Consider the following 18891-nt stretch of genomic DNA (forward strand, 5'->3'; position numbering starts at 1 on the left):
GGCGGCCCGAGCGGGGTCGGGTGAGAGGCGGGCAGGGCCCGGCGGCCGGTCAGTAGCCGGGAAGCCGGCGCGGGCCGAGGTCGGTGCGGGGCGGGGGCGGGGCGAGACGGACCGCGGCACCGAGCACGGAGAGGCCGCGCGGGGCCACGACGACGGGTTCGAGGGTGACCGCGACCACCTCGGGGTGGTCGTCGACGAGCCGGGAGACGCGGAGCAGCAGTTCCTCCAGGGCGGGGGTGTCGACGGGGGCGGAACCGCGCCAGCCGAAGAGCAGCGGGGCGGTACGGATCGAGCGCACGAGTTCGGCTGCGTCCCGGTCGGTGGCCGGGACGAGCCGGTGGGACATGTCGCCGAGCAGTTCGGAGGCGGCCCCGGCGAGCCCGAAGGAGAGGACGGCGCCGACAGCGGGGTCGATGGCGGCGCGGACGACGGTGTCGACGCCCCGGGGCATCATGGCCTGGACGACGAGGTGGAGCTCCTCGGGCTTGCCGAGTGCACCGGTCATCTCGGCGTACGCGGTGCGGAGTTGCGCCTCGCCGGCCAGGTCGAGCCGGACGCCCCCGAGGTCGGGTCGGTGGCGCAGGTGGGGTGCGGTGGTCTTCAGGGCGACGGGGTAGCCGAGGCGGGCGGCGGCTTCGACGGCGTCGTCCGGGCTCGGTGCGGGGAGCGTCGGCCGCACCGTGATCCCGTAGCGCCCGAGCAGTTCCGCCGCCGCTTCGGTGCCGAGGGTCACACCGCCGGGCGCGGCACCGTTCCCGAGCAGTCGTTCGATCTGTCCGGCCGCCCCGCTCTCGTCGATGTCCTCGTACTCCGGCACCCGCCCGGGTTCGGCGGCCTGCCGTCGCCACTGGCCGTACCGGACGGCTTCGGCGAGTGCCCGCACGGCCCGCTCGGCGGCCGGGTAGGCGGGGATGCCGTCGGCGGCGAGCCCGTCGGGGAGCGTGACGGCGGTGGGGTTGGGGGCGGCGGCGAGGGCGGGGTCCGGGGCGCCGGTGGCCGAGGGGACGGGCGGCACCGGTCCGGCGGGACCGCGGGGGCCGGTCGCCCCGTTCGTGGGTCCGGACGGTCCGGAGGGCACCGTGCGGGAGGGGACCCCGACGGCGGGCTCAGGTGCGCGGGACGCCGTCCGCGGCCTGGTGCTCGTGGCCGCCGAGAGCGCCTCCGCCAGGCCGCCCATCTCGACGTGGACCACGACCACCGGCTTCGCGGGGCCGGGGGCGGAGGCGACCGCCGCGCGGAGATGCGCCGCGAGGACCTCCCCGTCGCCGGACTCGACCGCGCCGTTGTCACCGACCCAGGGGATCGCGGTCACCACCACGGCGTCGTTGGCCTCGTCGACGAGCGCCGCCGCGAGCGCGTCGCGGAAGTCGGCCGGGCTCGCGGAGGTCGTCAGGTCCAGCGGACGCAGCGGACGCAGCCCCTCGGTCAGGCAGGCGTCGTAGGTGAGCAGCCCCAGCGACTCCGAATTGCCGAGGATGGCCACCCGCGGACCGGCCGGCAGCGGCTGGCCCGCGAGGAGCAGGCCCGCGTCGACCAGTTCGGTGACCGTGTCCACCCGGATGACACCGGCCTGGCGCAGCAGCGCTGAGACCGTCGCGTGCGGGATGCGGGTGACCGGGACCCGGTGTCCGGGTGGCGCGCTTCCGCTGTGCCGGGCGCCCTTGACCACGACGACCGGTTTGACCTCCGCCGTCCGCCGGGCCAGTCGGGTGAACTTGCGGGGGTTGCCGATGGACTCCAGGTAGAGCAGGACGACGTCCGTCTCCGGGTCGTCGTACCAGTACTGGAGGAAGTCGTTGCCGGAGACGTCCGCGCGGTTGCCCGCGGAGATGAAGGAGGAGATTCCGGCGCCGCGCCGGTGCAGGCCGGCCAGCAGGGCGATGCCGATCGCGCCGGACTGGGTGAAGAGACCGATCCTGCCGGCCGCCGGCATCCTCGGGGCGAGCGAGGCGTTGAGCGGTCCGTCCGCCGAGGTGCTGATGATCCCGAACGCGTTGGGCCCGATGATCCGCATTCCGTACGAACGGGCCTGCCGCACCAGCGCGCGCTGCCGGTCCCGCCCTTCCGGTCCGCTCTCCGCGTAGCCGGCGGACAGCACGACCAGGCCGCGCACCCCGTGCTCGCCGCAGTCGGCGACGGCCTCGGGCACCCGTTCCGCGGGGACGGCGACGACCGCGAGGTCCACCGGTTCCCCGATGTCCCCGACCGAGCGGAAGGCCGGAGTTCCTTCGAGCAGGGCGCCGTGTCCGGGCTCCAGGGCTCGGTTCACGGCGTACGTGCGTCCGGTGTAGCCGGAGGCGAGGAGGTTGCGCAGCACGGTGCGGCCGACTCCGCCGGGGGTGCGCCCGGCGCCGATCACGGCGACCGAGCCGGGGGCCAGCAGTCGCTGGACGGAGCGGGCCTCGGCGCGCTGCTCCCGCGCGCGCTGGACGGCGAGCGACCGGTCGGTGGGTTCCAGGTCGAGGTGGAGCCGCACGGCGCCGTCCTCGAAGCTGCGTTTCTGGGTGTATCCGGCGTCCGTGAAGACCTTGATCATCTTCGTGTTCGCGGGCAGTACCTCGGCGGCGAAACGTCTGATGTCCCGCTCGCGGGCCACCGCGGCGATGTGCTCGAGCAGAGCCGACGCCACACCGCGCCCCTGGTGCGCGTCCTGCACCAGGAACGCGACCTCGGCCTCGTCGGCCGGGGCCGTCGCGGGCCGGCCCGTCGCGTCGATGCGGTCGTAGCGTACGGTGGCGATGAACTCCCCGCCGACGGTCGCCGCGAGCCCGACCCGGTCCACGAAGTCGTGGTGGGTGAAGCGGTGCACGTCCTTGGCCGAGAGTCTCGGGTAGGGCGCGAAGAAGCGGTAGTACTTCGACTCGTCCGAGACCTGCTCGTAGAAACTGACCAGCCGGTCGGCGTCGGCGGCGGTGATGGGCCTGATGCGCGCGGTGCCGCCGTCACGGAGCACCACGTCCGCCTCCCAGTGGTCGGGATAGGCGTGTTCAGGCTGTTCCGACGCGCTCTGCATGGGGTCAGCCTACGGCCGGTGCCGGAGCATGGCATCGGTCGCGCACGCCGTGCGCGCCATGCAAGGTAGGAAAGCCGCACGGCCGTTCCGGCGCCCGCCCGGAGGTCGGCACGAGCACCTCGCAACCCATGAGAGACTGGTCTAGACAACCGGCCAAGACTTGAAGGGCAACACCATGGCTGAGCGCCGCGTCAACGTCGGCTGGGCCGAGGGCCTGCACGCCCGTCCCGCCTCCATCTTCGTCCGTGCCGCCACGGCCTCCGGCGTCCCCGTGACCATCGCCAAGGCCGACGGCAACCCGGTGAACGCCGCGTCCATGCTCGCGGTGCTCGGCCTGGGCGCCCAGGGTGGCGAGGAGGTCGTGCTCGCCTCCGACGCCGAGGGCGCCGAAGCCGCTCTGGACCGCCTGGCGAAGCTGGTCGCCGAGGGCCTCTCGGAGCTGCCCGAGACCGTCTGACCGGCCCGCCCGCGGGAGCCGCGTCCGTCCGGATTCCGGAGGGTGCGGCTCTTTCGTTTATTCGGGAACGATAGGGACTCCATGCGCGCCGTCCGGGCGCACCCCGCCTTTCCCCGCCGGGAGCGTGGGTACGCCGCATTTCTCGTCCCGGCGCATCGCATGACACGAATCAACCGATTCCCGGGCAGCGCGAATAGGCCCCCGCATTACCTCTCTTTGTATACGGCGCCGCTGTTAATTCCGGATACTCACGGTGTTTACGGCAGGTTGCGAAGCCCTCACACGGCCGCGCCTGGGCCGGTACAGCGCCAGCGAGCGCTCGGCGTGCAGCGCGGTGAGGGCCCGCGCCCGCTCGGCGTCGCCCCGCGCCACCGCGTCCACGATCGCGCCGTGCTCCGCCCACTCCTCCCTGGGCCGGGGCGCCGGTTCCACCGCGTACATCCAGGCGATCTTGTGCCGTAGCTGGGTGAGCAGCGCCGTCAGCGCCGGACTGCCGGCGGCCTGCGCCAGCGTCTCGTGGAACCAGCCACCCAGGGAGCGCAGATCCTCGCCCTGCCCTCGCCTGGCCCGTTCCTGTCCCAGCCTGACCAGGCCGCGCAGCACCTTGAGATGGGCCTCGGTGCGGCGCTGGGCAGCCCGGGCGGCACCCAGCGGCTCCAGCAGCACCCGCATGTCCAGCAGGTCCGCCGCCTCCTGTTCGGTGGGCTCGGCGACGTGGGCGCCCGCGTGCCGGCGGGTGACCACGAACCCCTCGGACTCCAGCGTGCGCAGTGCCTCGCGGACCGGGACGCGGGAGACCCCGTAGCGGCGTGCCAACTGCTCCTCGGTCAGCCGGGTGCCACGCTCGAAGACCCCGGAGACGATGTCGTCCCGGATCGCCGTGCATACCGACTGCGCGGGAATGCGCATGTTCGACCTCCGCCTTAATCCGCCTTAATCCGCGCGAAACCCATCCGGTGGACGTCCGTTCGCCGACCTTGCGGTGACTCTATTGCAGGAGGGCGGCATTTCCGAAGGCCACGGAGGTTCCATGGATATCTTTTGGCCTGTAGAAAAGCCCCGGCTCTGTACGAGCCGGGGCTTTCTGACGCGTGCGGGATCAGACGTTCACACCGCGGGCGCGCAGGTAGGCGATCGGGTTGATGTCCGAGCCGTACTCGGCGGTGGTGCGGGCCTCGAAGTGGAGGTGGGGTCCGGTCGAGTTGCCGGTCGAGCCCGAGACGCCTATCCGCTGACCGGGAGTGACGGCCTGACCGACCGAGACACTGATGGCCGCGAGGTGACCGTACTGGGTGTACGTGCCGTCGTGCATCCGGATGACGACGTTGTTCCCGTACGCACCGCCCCAGCCGGCCTCGACCACGGTGCCGGAGCCCACGGAGACGACCTTGGTGCCCGAGGCGGCGTGGAAGTCGACGCCGGAGTGGCTGCCGGAGGACCAGAGCGCACCCCCGGTCTTGTAGCCGGTGCTGACGTACGAGCCGGCGACGGGAAGCTGGAAGGAGGCAAGGCGCTTGCGCTCGGCCTCGCGGGCGGCGCGCTCCTTGGCCTGGCGGAGTTCCTTGGCCCGGGCCTCGGCCTTGCGCTTGGCCTCGGCGGCGGCCTTCTCGCGGGCGATGGCCTCGACGGCCTCCCGCTCCTGAGCGACGGCCTGGACGCTCACCGTGTCCACCAGGACGTCGGCGACCACGGCCTGGTTGAGGCCGGTGTCCTCCAGGGAGGGGGCCTCCGTGTCGGCTGCGAGCGCCGGGGAGGCGAGGGTTCCGATGACGCCGGTGGTGGCGAGGGTGGCGACGCCGGCGATGCCCGCGCCACGGCGCGCCAGACGGCTCGGAGCACGATGTTTCCCGGTGGCACGGGTGAATGCCATGGAGGGGCTGATTCCTTTCCTTCCTTCTCGCCTACCGGGTTAGCTGACGGGTTCGGAGCAGGAAGGTCTCCTACGGGCCCCTCCGCACGGCGGCGAAGGCGTCCGATTCACCCCAGGGACTTCGCGTGGGTCCCCGGCTCCCCAGGCTCGCGCCTGACGGGGACTCGGCGATGGCTGTCCGATTGCCGCGGGTGCGACGGGTGCAACGGGCGGACAGCCGGATCGAAGCTAAGCGGACCGTCTTTCAATCACCAAACAGACACGCTTGTTTGTAAGACATGCCACAGGGCATACGATCACCCAATCCTGCAATTCGGACATAGCGAAGGACCCCGGCATACCGCTGCGCCGAGGTCCTCCCGCCCGGGATGCCGGTGCCCCGGCCGCCCCAATCAGCCGCTGACGACCGTCACTTCACCGATGCCGAGCGCGCGCACCGGCTCCGCGATCTCGGCGGCGTCACCCACCAGGACGGTGACCAGGCGGTCCACCGGGAAGGCGCTGACGACCGCGGCCGTCGCCTCGACCGTGCCCGTCTCCGCGAGCCGCGCGTACAACTGCGCCTGGAAATCGTCCGGAAGGTGCTGCTCGACCTGGTCCGCGAGCGTCGCTGCGACGGAGGCAGCCGTCTCGTACTTGAGAGGCGCCACGCCCACCAGGTTCTGCACGGCCACGTCCCGCTCGGCGTCCGTCAGCCCGTCGGCGGCCAGGGTGCGCAGCACCTGCCACAGGTCGTCGAGCGCCGGTCCGGTGTGGGGAGTGTCGACGGATCCGCTGATGGCGAGCATCGAGGCACCGTGACCCGCGCCGTCGGAGCGCAGCACCTGGCCGAAGGCACGAACGCCGTAGGTGTAGCCCTTCTCCTCACGCAGGACACGGTCCAGGCGGGAGGTGAGGGTGCCGCCGAGGCAGTAGGTGCCGAGCACCTGGGCCGGCCACACACGGTCGTGCCGGTCGGCGCCGACGCGGCCGATCAGCAGCTGCGTCTGGACGGCTCCGGGGCGGTCCACGATGACCACGCGGCCCGTGTCGTCGGCCGTGATCGGCGGCATCGGGCGGGCCTCGGCCGTGTCGCCCGTCCAGGCGCCCAGCGTCTCGGCGAGGATCTTGTCGAGGTCCACGTCGGTGAGGTCGCCGACGATCACGGCGGTGGCCGTGGCGGGCCTCACGTACGCCGTGTAGAAGGCGCGGACCGCGGCGGCGTCGATCGCGGCGACGGTCTCCTCCGTGCCCTGCCGCGGCCGGGACATGCGCGAGCCGGCCGGGAAGAGCTCCCGGGAGAGTTGCTTGGCGGCCCGGCGCCCCGGGTTCGCCGTCTCGTGCGGGATCTCGTCGAGCCGGTTGCGGACCAGACGCTCGATCTCGGTCTCGACGAAGGCCGGCGCGATCAGGGCCTCGGCGACCAGACCGAGCGCCTTGGGCAGCCGGGAGACGGGAACCTCGAGGGAGACGCGCACGCCGGGGTGGTCGGCATGCGCGTCGAGGGTGGCGCCGCAGCGCTCCAGCTCGGCGGCGAACTCCTCGGCGGAGTGCTTGTCGGTGCCTTCGGACAGGGCACGGGCCATGATCGTGGCCACCCCGTCCAGACCCTCCGGCTCGGCGTCCAGCGGGGCGTCGAGGAAGATCTCGACGGCGACCACCTGCTGGCCGGGGCGCGGGCAGCGCAGCACGGTCAGACCGTTGTCCAGCGCGCCGCGGTCCGGGGCCGGGAAGGCCCACGGGCGGGCGTCGCCCGGCTGGGGCTGCGGGTGGAACTCCATGCTCGTCAAAGACGCGGCAGTGTCGGTCACTGGTCCGCTCCCTCTTCCTCGTCGCTGTCGCTCTGCTCGGCGGTGACCGGCTCGTAGACCAGCACCGCGCGGTTGTCCGGACGCAGCCGTGCCTGGGCGACCGCCCGCACCTCTTCGGCGGTGACGTCCAGCACCCGGTTCACCGCGGTCAGGGCGAGCTGCGGGTCACCGAACAGGACCGCGAAGCGGCACAGTTCGTCGGCCCGGCCGGCGACGGTGCCGAGGCGGTCCAGCCACTCGCGCTCCAGCTGGGCCTGGGCCCGTTCCATCTCCTCCGGCGTCGGGCCCTCGGCCGCGAAGCGGGCGAGCTCCTCGTCGACGGCCGCCTCGATCTCGGGCACCTCGACCCCGCCGGAGGTCTTGACGTCCAGCCAGCCCAGCGAGGGGGCGCCGGCCAGCCGCAGCAGTCCGAAGCCGGCCGCCACCGCCGTGCGGTCCCGGCGGACCAGACGGTTGTGCAGCCGCGAGGACTCGCCGCCTCCGAGGACGGTCAGGGCCAGGTCGGCGGCGTCGCACTCACGCGTGCCGTCGTGCGGCAGCCGGTAGGCGGCCATCAGCGCACGGGCCGGCACCTCCTCCTCGACCACCTCGCGCAACTGCTCGCCGATGACGTCGGGCAGGGCCCCGTCACGCGGCGGCAGCTTGCCGTCGTGGGACGGGATGGAGCCGAAGTACCTCTCGATCCAGGCGAGGGTCTGCGCCGGATCGATGTCCCCGACGACCGACAGGACGGCGTTGTTCGGAGCGTAGTAGGTGCGGAAGAAGCTCCGGGCGTCCTCGAGGGTGGCCGCGTCCAGGTCGGCCATCGAGCCGATCGGCGTGTGGTGGTACGGGTGGCCCTCCGGATAGGCGAGGGCGGTCAGCCGCTCGAAGGCGGTGCCGTAGGGGACGTTGTCGTAGCGCTGACGGCGCTCGTTCTTGACCACGTCCCGCTGGTTCTCCATGGAGGCGTCGTCCAGCGCGGTGAGCAACGAGCCCATGCGGTCCGCCTCCAGCCAGAGCGCGAGCTCCAGCTGGTGGGTGGGCATGGTCTCGAAGTAGTTGGTGCGCTCGAAGCTCGTCGTGCCGTTGAGCGAACCGCCCGCGCCCTGCACCAGTTCGAAGTGGCCGTTGCCGTGGACCTGCTTCGACCCCTGGAACATCAGGTGCTCGAAGAGGTGGGCCAGGCCGGTGCGGCCGGCCACCTCGTGGCGCGAGCCCACGTCGTACCACAGGCAGACCGCGGCGACCGGGGTCAGGTGGTCCTCGGAGAGCACCACGCGCAAGCCGTTGGCCAACCGGTGCTCGGTCGCTGTCAGGCCGCCGGAGCCGGCCTCGGCTGTGGCCGTGTGACCCATGGGCATGTACGTCCCTTCGATCGCGATATGGAAAAGTCCTGCCACTGTATGCAAGCGCACCGACACCTGGCGAAGTTCCCCCAGGTTCGGGCGTCCCCCTTCCGGGTGGCGGGGCGCTCGCGTACGCCCGACCACCGGCCTTTACCGGGTCGCGGTCGGCGTTGTCACCGGGACGGTCCACAATGGTCCGCGTCAGATCAACCTTGTTGGTGAAGGAGCCGCAGCCGCGATGGCCCGCCGCAGCACGAAGACACCGCCGCCGGACGACGCGTTCGAGGAGAGAATCCTCGACATCGACGTCGTCGACGAGATGCAGGGCTCCTTCCTCGAGTACGCGTACTCGGTGATCTACTCCCGCGCGCTGCCCGACGCGCGGGACGGCATGAAGCCCGTACAACGCCGCATCGTCTACCAGATGAACGAGATGGGACTGCGTCCCGACCGCGGCTACGTGAAGTGCGCCCGCGTCGTCGGCGAGGTCATGGGCAAGCTGCACCCACACGGCGACGCGTCGATCTACGACGCCATGGTCCGCATGGCCCAGCCGTTCTCCATGCGCGTCCCGCTGGTCGACGGCCACGGCAACTTCGGTTCGCTCGGCAACGACGACCCGCCGGCCGCCATGCGGTACACCGAGTCCCGGATGGCCGCCGCCGCCATCATGATGACGGAGTCGATCGACGAGGACACCGTCGACTTCGCGCCGAACTACGACGGCCAGGAGCGGGAGCCGGTCGCACTGCCCGCCGCGTACCCGAACCTGCTGGTCAACGGCGCGTCCGGGATCGCGGTCGGCATGGCGACGAACATGCCCCCGCACAACCTCGGCGAGGTGATCGCGGCCGCCCGCCACCTGATCCGATACCCGAACGCCGATCTGGAAGCGCTGATGCGCTTCGTGCCGGGTCCCGACCTGCCGACCGGCGGCCGGATCGTCGGGCTGAACGGCATCAAGGACGCCTACGAGAACGGCCGCGGCACCTTCAAGATCCGCGCGACCACCACGGTGGAGAACGTGACAGCCCGACGCAAGGGCATCGTCGTCACCGAACTGCCCTTCACGGTCGGCCCCGAGAAGGTCATCTCGAAGATCAAGGACCTGGTCGGCTCCAAGAAGCTCCAGGGCATCGCGGACGTCAAGGACCTCACCGACCGGGCCCACGGCCTGCGCCTGGTCATCGAGGTCAAGAACGGCTTCGTGCCCGAGGCGGTCCTGGCGCAGCTCTACAAGCTGACGCCGATGGAGGAGTCCTTCGGTATCAACAACGTGGCCCTGGTCGACGGCCAGCCGCTCACACTGGGGCTCAAGGAGCTCCTCGAGGTGTACCTCGACCACCGCTTCTCGGTGGTCCGGCGCCGCTCCGAGTTCCGCCGGGGCAAGAAGCGCGACCGCCTGCACCTGGTCGAGGGTCTGCTCGTCGCGCTGCTCGACATCGACGAGGTCATCCGCCTCATCCGTTCCAGCGAGAACTCCGCACAGGCCAAGGAGCGCCTGATCGAGCGGTTCTCGTTGAGCGAGATCCAGACCCAGTACATCCTGGACACCCCGCTGCGCCGGCTCACCAAGTTCGACCGGATCGAGCTGGAGACCGAGCGCGACCGGCTCAACGGCGAGATCGACGAGCTGACCGGCATCCTGGAGTCGGACAGCGAACTGCGCAAGCTGGTGTCGGCCGAACTGGCCGCGGTGTCGAAGAAGTTCGGCACCGACCGCCGCACGGTCCTGTTGGAGTCGGCCGGTGCGCCGGTCGCGGCGGTCGCGCTGCAGGTCGCGGACGACCCGTGCCGGGTGCTCCTGTCCTCGACCGGTCTGCTGGCCCGTACGGCGACGGCGGAGGTGCCCGCGGCGGAGGACGGCAGACGCGCCAAGCACGACGTGATCGTCTCGGCGGTACCGGCGACCCAGCGCGGCGAGGTCGGAGCCGTGACCTCGGCCGGCCGGCTGCTGCGGCTCTCGGTCATCGACCTGCCGCAGCTTCCGGACACCGCCTCGGCCCCCAACCTCGCGGGCGGGGCTCCGCTGACGGAGTTCCTCACCCTGGAGGACGACGAGACGGTGGTCTGCCTGGCCACCCTCGACGAATCCTCACCTGGTCTGGCACTGGGCACACTTCAGGGTGTGGTCAAGCGGGTGGTACCGGACTATCCGGCGAACAAGGACGAGCTGGAGGTCATCACCCTCAAGGAGGGTGACCGGATCGTCGGCGCGACCGAGCTGCGCACCGGGGACGAGGACCTGGTGTTCATCACCTCAGATGCGCAGTTGCTCCGCTACCAGGCGTCCCAGGTACGCCCCCAGGGACGTCCGGCGGGCGGCATGGCGGGCATCAAGCTCGGCGCCGGCGTCGAGGTGATCTCGTTCGCCGCCGTCGATCCGGCGGCCGAGGCGGTCGTGTTCACGGTCGCGGGCTCCACGGGCACGCTGGACGACTCGACCGGCACCTCGTGGAAGCTGACCCCCTTCGACCAGTACCCCCGCAAGGGCCGTGCGACGGGCGGCGTCCGCTGCCAGCGCTTCCTGAAGGGCGAGGGCCTGCTCACCCTGGCCTGGTCCGGTCCGGCTCCGGCGCGGGCCGCCCAGCGCAACGGCACACCGGTCGACCTTCCGGAGGTCGACCCTCGCCGGGACGGCTCGGGTACTCCGCCGACCGGCGCGGTCGCGTCCGTGGCCGGCCCGGTCGGCTGACGCCGCGACCAGGCGAGGCTCGCCGGGCGCGGCACGAGCGGTGCCACGACACGAACGCCCCCTTCCCACACGCTGTCAGGCGGGGAGGGGGCGGCGGCGTCCCCGGGCGTCGGGGCCCGGGGACGCCGCCGCCATGCGCGTCAGCCCGGTGGCCGCGGGGCGAGGGCCGGGACCACCGGAGAGGTCGGGAGGGAGACCCCCGGCCAGGGCACACCGCTCCTTCGCCGACGCGGCCACCCCCGTCACGAGGTGACCGGCGTGCGCCCGTCCTCCGCCCCGGCACCCGGGTCGATCTCCTCCGCTGCCTCCTCCGAACGCGGTACATAGCGCAGGACGCCCCACATGCCGTGCTCGTCGGGGACGTCCCCCGGGCCGTCCAGCTCGCAGCCGGTGAGCGCCTCGCGCAGGGTCGGCACGTCGATACCCGAGCCGATGAGGACGAGCTGGGTCAGCCTCTCCTCACCGTCGGGCCAGGGCTCGGGGAAGAACCGCAGGAAGCGGCCGACCGCGTGGACGGCGTAGCGGTTGGTCGGATCGGCCGGACCGAAGTCGACGAAGCCCTTGATCCGGTAGAGGCCCCGGGGCCGGGAGTCGAGGAAGGCCATCAGGCGCCGCGGGTGCAGGGCGGTGCCGGTGGCGACCGACAGGGTCTCGTAGCGGGCGTGCGGATGTCCGTCGCCGGCACCGTCATCGTCCTCGTACAGCAGGTCCTCGATGGACAGCTGACCGTCGATCTCGCCCTCCGGGACGACCCGGTCGAAGAGCACCTCGGGATCGACCCGGCCGTGCGAGGCACGGATCACCGCGGCACGGCCGGCCAGCGCGGCCACCGTCTCGTGGACGGCGTCGAGTTCCCGTGTGCCCACCCGGTCCGCCTTGTTCACGACGACGAGGTCGGCGAGGGAGAGGTGCCGGTCGGTCTCCGGGTGCCGCTGACGGGTGGCGGAGAACTCGGCGGCGTCGACGACCTGGACGAGACCGCCGTACATGATCCGCCCGTTCTCGCTGGCGAGCACCATGCGCACCAGCTCCTGCGGCTCGGCGAGCCCGCTCGCCTCGATGACGATCACGTCGAGGCGGGAGGAGGGCCGGGTGAGGACGTCCAGGTAGGCGTCCAGTTCGCTCACGTCGACGGCGCAGCACATGCAGCCGTTGCCGAGCGAGACGGTCGACCCGACCTGCCCGGCGACGGTCATGGCGTCGATCCCGATGTCCCCGAAGTCGTTGACCATCACTCCGATCCGGGTCCCCCGGGCGCTGCGCAGCAGATGGTTGAGCAGCGTCGTCTTGCCCGAACCGAGGAACCCGGAGAGGACGATGACGGGGATCTGCTGCGTGCTCAAGGGAACTCCGGTGCTCGGCGAAGCCTCCAGGATAGGCACCGCCCCGGGCGGCGCCCCCCGGGGCCGCCCGCTCCACCGCTCACGGCCGGTCCACCCGGGACAGGCGACCGGGCGGGCGTCTCGCCCCGGGCCGTGAGCGAGCCCGCCCGTGAGCGGGTTCAGACCGCGCCGGCTCCCGTGAGCGCGCGGACCTCCGTCTCCGCGTACCGGGCCTCGTCCGGCGGTTCGGGGGAGGTGACGGTCCCGAGCCAGCCCGAGAGGAAGCCCAGCGGGATGGAGACCACACCGGGGTTCTGCAGGGGGAAGACGTGGAAGTCGACGCCCGGAACGAGGGCGTCCGGGCTGCCGGAGACCACCGGGGAGAGCAGCACCAGCAGGACCGCCGGGACAAGCCCTCCGTACACCGACCACACCGCGCCCCGGGTGGTGAATCTCCGCCAGAAAAGCGAGTACAGCAGCGCGGGCAGGTTGGCGGAGGCGGCGACCGCGAACGCGAGGCCGACCAGGAAGGCCACGTTGAGGTCGCGGGCGAGAAGGCCGAGTCCGATCGCGACCGCCCCGATTCCCGCGGCGGCGACGCGGGCCACCGCGACTTCGCCGTACCGCCGGGCGTGCGGGGCCCTGCGGCGCAGCGAGGCGTACAGGTCGTGGGCGACCGACGCCGAGGAGGCGAGCGTGATGCCGGCGACGACGGCGAGGATGGTCGCGAAGGCGACCGCGGCGACGACGGCGAAGAGCACGGTGCCGCCGGTCGAGCCGGCGCCCCCGCCGAGGTCGAGGGCGAGCAGGGGTACGGCGGTGTTCCCCGCCGCGTTGGAGGCGCGGACGGCGTCGGGGCCGATGATCGCCGCCGCCCCGAAGCCGAGGACGATCGTCATCAGGTAGAAGCCGCCGATCAGGCCGATGGCCCAGACGACCGAGCGCCGGGCGGCGCGGGCGGTCGGCACGGTGTAGAAGCGCGACAGGATGTGCGGCAGACCGGCGGTGCCCAGGACGAGTGCGATGCCGAGGCTGATGAAGTCGAGGCGCGCGGTCCAGCCGCCGCCATAGCGCAGCCCCGGACCGAGGAAGTCCGCCCCGTGGCCGCTGCGTTCGGCGGCGGTGACGAGCAGCTGGTCGAAGTCACCGTGGAAGCGAAGCAGGACGAGCACGGTGAGCGCGATCGTACCGGCCATGAGGAGGACGGCTTTGACGATCTGGATCCATGTGGTGGCGCGCATTCCGCCCAGGGTCACGTAGACCACCATCAGCGCACCGACGCCGATCACGGTCCAGGAACGGGCGGACTCGCTCGTACCGCCCAGGAGGAGGGCGACCAGACTTCCGGCGCCGACCATCTGGGCAACCAGGTAGAGCACGGAGACGGTGACCGAGGAGGAGCCCAGGGCGATCCGCACCGGGCGCTCTGCCATCCGCGAGGCGACGACATCGGCGAGCGTGAAGCGGCCGCAGTTGCGCACCAGTTCGGCGACCAACAGCAACACGACGAGCCAGGCGACCAGGAAGCCGACGGAGTACAGCATGCCGTCGTAGCCGAAGAGCGCGATCAGGCCGGAGATGCCGAGGAAGGAGGCGGCGGACATGTAATCCCCCGCGATGGCGAAGCCGTTCTCCATCGGGGAGAACAGCCGGCCGCCGGCGTAGAACTCCTCCGCCGAGCCGTGCCGGTCGCGGCTCACCCAGGTCGTGATCCCCAGGGTCACCGCGACGAAGGCGCTGAAGAGCAGCAGCGCCAGGGTCTGGTGGTCGCCGGTCAACGCTGGAACCCCCGGGTCATCTCCTGGGTGTCCCAGCGCAGTTCCAGCGCCGCCCCGTCCCGGTGCAGGCGGGCGTGCCGGGCGTAGGCCCAGGTCAGAAGAAAGGTGGTGAGGAACTGGCCGAGACCGGCGACCATCGCCACGTTCACCGCTCCGACGACCGGCCGGGCCATCAGCCCCGGCGCGGCGGTCGCCGCGACGACGTAGGCCAGGTACCAGAGCAGGAAGGCGAGGCTCGCCGGAACCACGAAGCGCCGGTAGCTGCCGCGGACCTCCCGGAACGCCGGGCTGCGCTGGACCTCCCGGTAGATGTCGGCGGCGTCGTGGGGAGCCCGCCGCGGGCTCGCCACAGCGCCGGGCGTTCCGGAGCGGGCGTCCGGCGCCCCGTACCGGTCTCCCGGCGCGGCGCGCCCCGCCGGGCCGCCCGTGACCGCCGAGCCCGTCGGTTCGGCGTCGTCGGCCGGCTCGCCCCAGCCGGAGGCCAGGGCGTCGTACCAGGGGTCGTCGAACCGCACCGCGGGGGCGCCGGGCCCCTCCTGCTTCTCCACCGGTGAACTCTCCTTGTCAGCGAACCGTTTCGGCCGCGTGCACAAGGATGGACAGAGCAGGAAGATCCCGGACTCTCCTCCTCCCCCACTTCACCCCATCAGGTGACGGAGGCATGGCCCCGCCCGGACCGACGGGCCCGCGCGGAGGTCCGGGCGCGCACGCGTGCGCGGCGCCGGTCCGCGCGCCTCCCGCGCCGGGCCGCCGTCGCGGCCCGGGGGGGGTGGCGTCAGGCGTCGATGCGTGAGCGGTCCAGGGTCGCCGCCGAGCTCGTGATGAACTCCTTGCGCGGGGCCACGTCGTTGCCCATGAGCAGGTCGAAGACCTGCTCCGAGGACTCCAGGTCGCCGATGTTGATCCGGCGCAGGGTGCGGTGGCGCGGGTCCATCGTCGTCTCCGCCAGCTGGTCGGCGTCCATCTCGCCGAGTCCCTTGTAGCGCTGGATGGCGTCCTTGTAGCGGATGCCCTTGCGCTGGTACTCGAGCAGGGTCTGGCGCAGCTCGCTGTCCGAGTAGGTGTACACGTACTTGTCCTGGCCGCGCTTGGGCTGGACGAGTTCGATGCGGTGCAGCGGCGGCACGGCCGCGAAGACCCGGCCGGCCTCGACCATGGGCCGCATGTAGCGCTGGAAAAGGGTCAGCAGCAGGGTGCGGATGTGGGAACCGTCGACGTCGGCGTCGGTCATCATGATGACCTTTCCGTACCGCGCCGCGTCGATGTCGAAGGTCCGGCCCGAGCCCGCTCCTATGACCTGGATGATCGCCCCGCACTCGACGTTCTTGAGCATGTCCGAGACGGAGGACTTCTGGACGTTGAGGATCTTGCCCCGGATCGGCAGCAGCGCCTGGAACTCACTGTTCCGGGCGAGCTTGGCGGTGCCGAGCGCCGAGTCCCCCTCGACGATGAAGAGCTCGCTGCGCCCCACGTCGTCGCTGCGGCAGTCGGCGAGCTTGGCCGGCAGCGAGGAGGACTCCAGCGCGGTCTTCCGGCGCTGCGCGTCCTTGTGCTGGCGGGCCGCGATACGGGTCCGTGCGGCGGCCACGGCCTTCTCCAGGACCGCGCGGGCCTGGGCCTTGTCGTCGCGACGGGTGGACGTCAGGAAGCCCTTCAGCTCCTTGGCGACCACGTTGGCGACGATCCGGCGGGCCGCGGAGGTGCCGAGCACCTCCTTGGTCTGGCCTTCGAACTGCGGCTCGGCCAGCCGGACGGTCACGACAGCGGTGAGCCCCTCCAGGGCGTCGTCCTTGACGATGTCGTCCTCGGCGACGCGCAGCAGCTTGGCAGAGCGCAGGACCTCGTTCACGGTCTTGGTGACGGCCTGCTCGAAGCCGGAGACGTGGGTACCGCCCTTGGGGGTGGCGATGATGTTCACGAAGGACTTGAGCATCGTGTCGTATCCGGTGCCCCAGCGCAGCGCGATGTCCACGCCCAGTTCCCGGGTGACCTCGGTCGGGGTCATGTGCCCCAGGTCGTCGAGGACCGGGACGGTCTCCTTGAAGGTACCCGTGCCGGTCAGCCGCTGGACGTCGCAGACCGCCTTGTCCTGTGCCAGGAACTCACAGAACTCGCTGATGCCGCCGTCGAAGCGGAAGGTCTCCTCGCTCTTGCCCACGCCGTCCAGGTCCCGCTCGTCCCGGACGACGATGGTCAGACCGGGCACGAGGAAGGCGGTCTGGCGGGCGCGCTGGTGGAGGGTCTCCAGGGAGAGCTTGGCGTCCTTGAGGAAGATCTGGCGGTCGGCCCAGTAGCGCACACGGGTGCCGGTGCGGGCCTTGGGAACACGTTTGCCCTTGCGGAGACCGTTGCCGGGGTCGAAGGGGCTGTCGGGGCCCTGCTCGATGAAGATTCCGGGGACGCCCCGGCGGAAGCTGATCGCGTGGGTGGCGCTGTTGCGGTCGACCTCGACGTCCAGCCGGGCCGAAAGGGCGTTCACCACGGAGGCGCCCACGCCGTGCAGGCCGCCGGAGGCGGCGTAGGAGCCGCCGCCGAACTTCCCGCCGGCGTGCAGCTTGGTCATGACGACCTCGACCCCGGAGAGCCCGGTCTTGGGCTCGACGTCCACCGGGATGCCACGGCCGTTGTCCTGGACCTCGACGGACCCGTCCTCGTGGAGGATCACGTTGATCCGGTCACAGAAGCCGCCGAGGGCCTCGTCGACGGAGTTGTCGATGATCTCCCAGATGCAGTGCATCAGGCCGCGACTGTCGGTGGACCCGATGTACATGCCAGGGCGTTTGCGAACCGCTTCGAGCCCTTCGAGTACGAGCAGGTGCCGCGCGGTGTAGTTGGAACCGTCACGGTCTGCGGTCAGCAGCGCACTCGACGGCACGGACGTTTCGGCGGTCACGCGGTTCGCTCCTCGCTGAATTTGAAATCTGGCCCGGTGGGTAAGGCTCGGCGTCGGTCACCGGTTCAGAGGGTACCGATGCCTGGTAGAGCCGTTGCCACGCCACCCTCCTGAATTCTCATGCTAGTCCAGGGTCGTATGGATGTTCGATCCCTCGAAGGGGTGACGCGAACATCACGTTCCCTTCCAGGCATGAACCATTTAGGCTCCGGGCACGTCCTCATGAACAACCGGCAACCCAGCCGGGAGGACGAACCGACCCAAGCAACGCGAAATCCGTAGAGCGACGCAATACGGCTCATTCGCCGCCAACCGGCAGCAGACAGCCACCTTGGTAGGAAGTTTCAAGGAAAAGCCACGAGCGGGAACGTTTTCGGCCTGGTTGGATGTTGACCCTGGTACGACAGCTCGTCGAGCTAGAGAAGAGGCGACGTGACTACTGTTCTGACCCCCGCGAGCCCCCTGACGGCCGCTGACCGCTGCGACCGCTGCGGCGCCCAGGCGTACCTGCGCGTCGTCCTGACCAGCGGTGGTGACTTGCTCTTCTGCGCGCATCACGGGCGCAAGTTCGAGCCGGAACTCAAGAAGATCGCCGCGGAAATACAGGATGAGACGGACCGGCTCACCGACGTGCCGGCCAAGGCAGTAGACGAGGACCGCTGACGCCTCGCAGCCACGACGAGCCATGGGCCGGTCGCTGACCGGACGACGGGCGGTCGTCCCCGCAGTCAAGGGGGGCGGCCGCCCGTTCTCGCACCGCGCCGTCGCTCCCGGGCACACCGGCCCGGTAGTCCGGTCACCCAGCCCCGCCGCCCGGCACCGGCCGGGAGCGGCGTTTCACGCCACCAGCGGTGGGACGCCGGCTCAGAGCCCGTCGGGTGACCTTCGACCGACAGGCTCTCCGCCGGCCGGCACGGACGGAAGGACGGCGGAGACCCGGGTGTACACGCCCGGATTCTCGGCCTGTCCACAACCACTGCCCCAGGACACCAGGCCGATCAGTCGGCCGTGCGCAACCAGCGGCCCGCCGCTGTCGCCTTGGCAGGCGTCCCTGCCTCCCCGTGGGTCTCCCGCGCAAAGCATGGTCGCGGCCTCGTACCGTGCGCCGAATCCACCCGGATACGCCCGTTCACAGGACGCGTCCGACAGCACCTGGACCCGCGCCGTACGCAGTGCCGAGGCGTAGCTGCCCCTGCCGTCCACGTCACCCCAGCCGTAGACATCCGCCTCCGTACCGGGGCTCTCGGCCGCGTCGCCACGGCTCGCGACCCCGATCACGTACGACTCCGGCAGCGGGGTCGCGAGGGTCAGCACGGCGAGGTCTCCGGAGTTGCTCCTCGGGTCGTAGTCCGGGTTGATCCAGGTGTCCGAGATCCGGATCTCCTGGCCTTCCTGTCCGCGCAGCGAACTCCGGCCCGCGATCACCTTGAAGTCGGGAAGCCGGGACGGCTCGCCGCCGAGCACCTCACGGCCGAGGCAGTGGGCCGCGGTGAGCACCCGCGTGGGCGCCACGACCACGCCACCGCAGAACTGGCCCGCGCGCGTACGTCCGAACCGGTCACGACTGGAGAGCGCCACGACCCAGGGCACCTCTTCGATCCGGACGGGCTGGCCGCCGACGACGACGCCGCCGGCGAGCGCGGGTGCGGCGGTGGCGGGCGGCCCCGCCGCCGTGACGAGGCCCAGCGCAGCGATCACTGCGAGGGCGAGGGGACGACGCATAGAGCCTCCTGACTCTCCGGTAC

The 18891-nt window shown here is 71.5% G+C and carries 13 protein-coding genes and 1 riboswitch; of the genes, 3 read left to right on the forward strand and 10 right to left on the reverse strand.

Annotated elements, in window-relative coordinates; all coding sequences use genetic code 11:
* Positions 1-49: 49 nt before the first annotated feature.
* Positions 50-3013 carry a bifunctional acetate--CoA ligase family protein/GNAT family N-acetyltransferase gene (locus OG393_RS06890; RefSeq protein WP_327373740.1) on the reverse strand — a complete coding sequence of 988 codons (2964 nt, stop codon included), beginning with the start codon at positions 3011-3013 and terminating at the stop codon, positions 50-52.
* A 175-nt stretch (positions 3014-3188) separates the two neighbouring features.
* Between OG393_RS06890 and OG393_RS06895 the strand changes: the two genes are divergently transcribed.
* Complete coding sequence (locus tag OG393_RS06895; RefSeq protein ID WP_327373741.1) at positions 3189-3470, forward strand: HPr family phosphocarrier protein; 282 nt, start codon at positions 3189-3191, stop codon at positions 3468-3470.
* 234 nt (positions 3471-3704) lie between these two features.
* Here the strand turns inward: OG393_RS06895 and OG393_RS06900 are convergent, their stop codons facing one another.
* The 4 genes from OG393_RS06900 to OG393_RS06915 all read right to left on the reverse strand — a co-directional run bounded on the left by OG393_RS06900 (position 3705) and on the right by OG393_RS06915 (position 8473).
* On the reverse strand, positions 3705-4379 hold the full coding sequence (locus OG393_RS06900; RefSeq protein ID WP_327373742.1) for a GntR family transcriptional regulator: 675 nt from the start codon (positions 4377-4379) through the stop codon (positions 3705-3707).
* Positions 4380-4569: 190 nt separating this feature from the next.
* Positions 4570-5340: a M23 family metallopeptidase gene (locus OG393_RS06905; protein ID WP_327373743.1), complete on the reverse strand. Its 771-nt coding sequence runs from the start codon at positions 5338-5340 to the stop codon at positions 4570-4572.
* Between the two features lie 14 nt (positions 5341-5354).
* Positions 5355-5520, reverse strand: a riboswitch (cyclic di-AMP (ydaO/yuaA leader).
* Positions 5521-5732: 212 nt separating this feature from the next.
* Positions 5733-7100 carry a M16 family metallopeptidase gene (locus tag OG393_RS06910; protein WP_327378334.1) on the reverse strand — a complete coding sequence of 456 codons (1368 nt, stop codon included), beginning with the start codon at positions 7098-7100 and terminating at the stop codon, positions 5733-5735.
* Between the two features lie 26 nt (positions 7101-7126).
* Entirely contained in the window at positions 7127-8473 is a 1347-nt protein-coding gene (locus OG393_RS06915) for a M16 family metallopeptidase (RefSeq protein WP_327373744.1), read from the reverse strand.
* Between the two features lie 223 nt (positions 8474-8696).
* Between OG393_RS06915 and OG393_RS06920 the strand changes: the two genes are divergently transcribed.
* Positions 8697-11153 (forward strand): DNA gyrase/topoisomerase IV subunit A, encoded by a 2457-nt coding sequence (locus OG393_RS06920; RefSeq protein ID WP_327373745.1) that lies wholly within the window; start codon positions 8697-8699, stop codon positions 11151-11153.
* Positions 11154-11395: 242 nt separating this feature from the next.
* On the opposite strand, the gene OG393_RS06925 is transcribed toward OG393_RS06920, so the two are convergent.
* The 4 genes from OG393_RS06925 to OG393_RS06940 all read right to left on the reverse strand — a co-directional run bounded on the left by OG393_RS06925 (position 11396) and on the right by OG393_RS06940 (position 17146).
* Positions 11396-12496: a CobW family GTP-binding protein gene (locus tag OG393_RS06925; RefSeq protein ID WP_327373746.1), complete on the reverse strand. Its 1101-nt coding sequence runs from the start codon at positions 12494-12496 to the stop codon at positions 11396-11398.
* A 158-nt stretch (positions 12497-12654) separates the two neighbouring features.
* Positions 12655-14253 (reverse strand): solute symporter family protein, encoded by a 1599-nt coding sequence (locus OG393_RS06930; protein ID WP_327373747.1) that lies wholly within the window; start codon positions 14251-14253, stop codon positions 12655-12657.
* Positions 14250-14801 carry a DUF485 domain-containing protein gene (locus OG393_RS06935; RefSeq protein ID WP_327373748.1) on the reverse strand — a complete coding sequence of 184 codons (552 nt, stop codon included), beginning with the start codon at positions 14799-14801 and terminating at the stop codon, positions 14250-14252. Before OG393_RS06935 ends, OG393_RS06930 begins: the two co-directional genes overlap by 4 nt.
* Positions 14802-15028: 227 nt before the next feature.
* Positions 15029-17146 (reverse strand): DNA gyrase/topoisomerase IV subunit B, encoded by a 2118-nt coding sequence (locus tag OG393_RS06940; protein ID WP_327373749.1) that lies wholly within the window; start codon positions 17144-17146, stop codon positions 15029-15031.
* A gap of 432 nt (positions 17147-17578) precedes the next feature.
* Here OG393_RS06940 and OG393_RS06945 point away from each other — a divergent pair, with 432 nt between their 5' ends.
* Complete coding sequence (locus OG393_RS06945; RefSeq protein ID WP_137992866.1) at positions 17579-17809, forward strand: DUF7455 domain-containing protein; 231 nt, start codon at positions 17579-17581, stop codon at positions 17807-17809.
* Between the two features lie 201 nt (positions 17810-18010).
* On the opposite strand, the gene OG393_RS06950 is transcribed toward OG393_RS06945, so the two are convergent.
* Positions 18011-18868 (reverse strand): S1 family serine peptidase, encoded by an 858-nt coding sequence (locus tag OG393_RS06950; protein ID WP_327373750.1) that lies wholly within the window; start codon positions 18866-18868, stop codon positions 18011-18013.
* Positions 18869-18891: the final 23 nt, after the last annotated feature.

It is taken from the genome of Streptomyces sp. NBC_01216, from assembly GCF_035994945.1.
Taxonomy (GTDB): domain Bacteria; phylum Actinomycetota; class Actinomycetes; order Streptomycetales; family Streptomycetaceae; genus Streptomyces.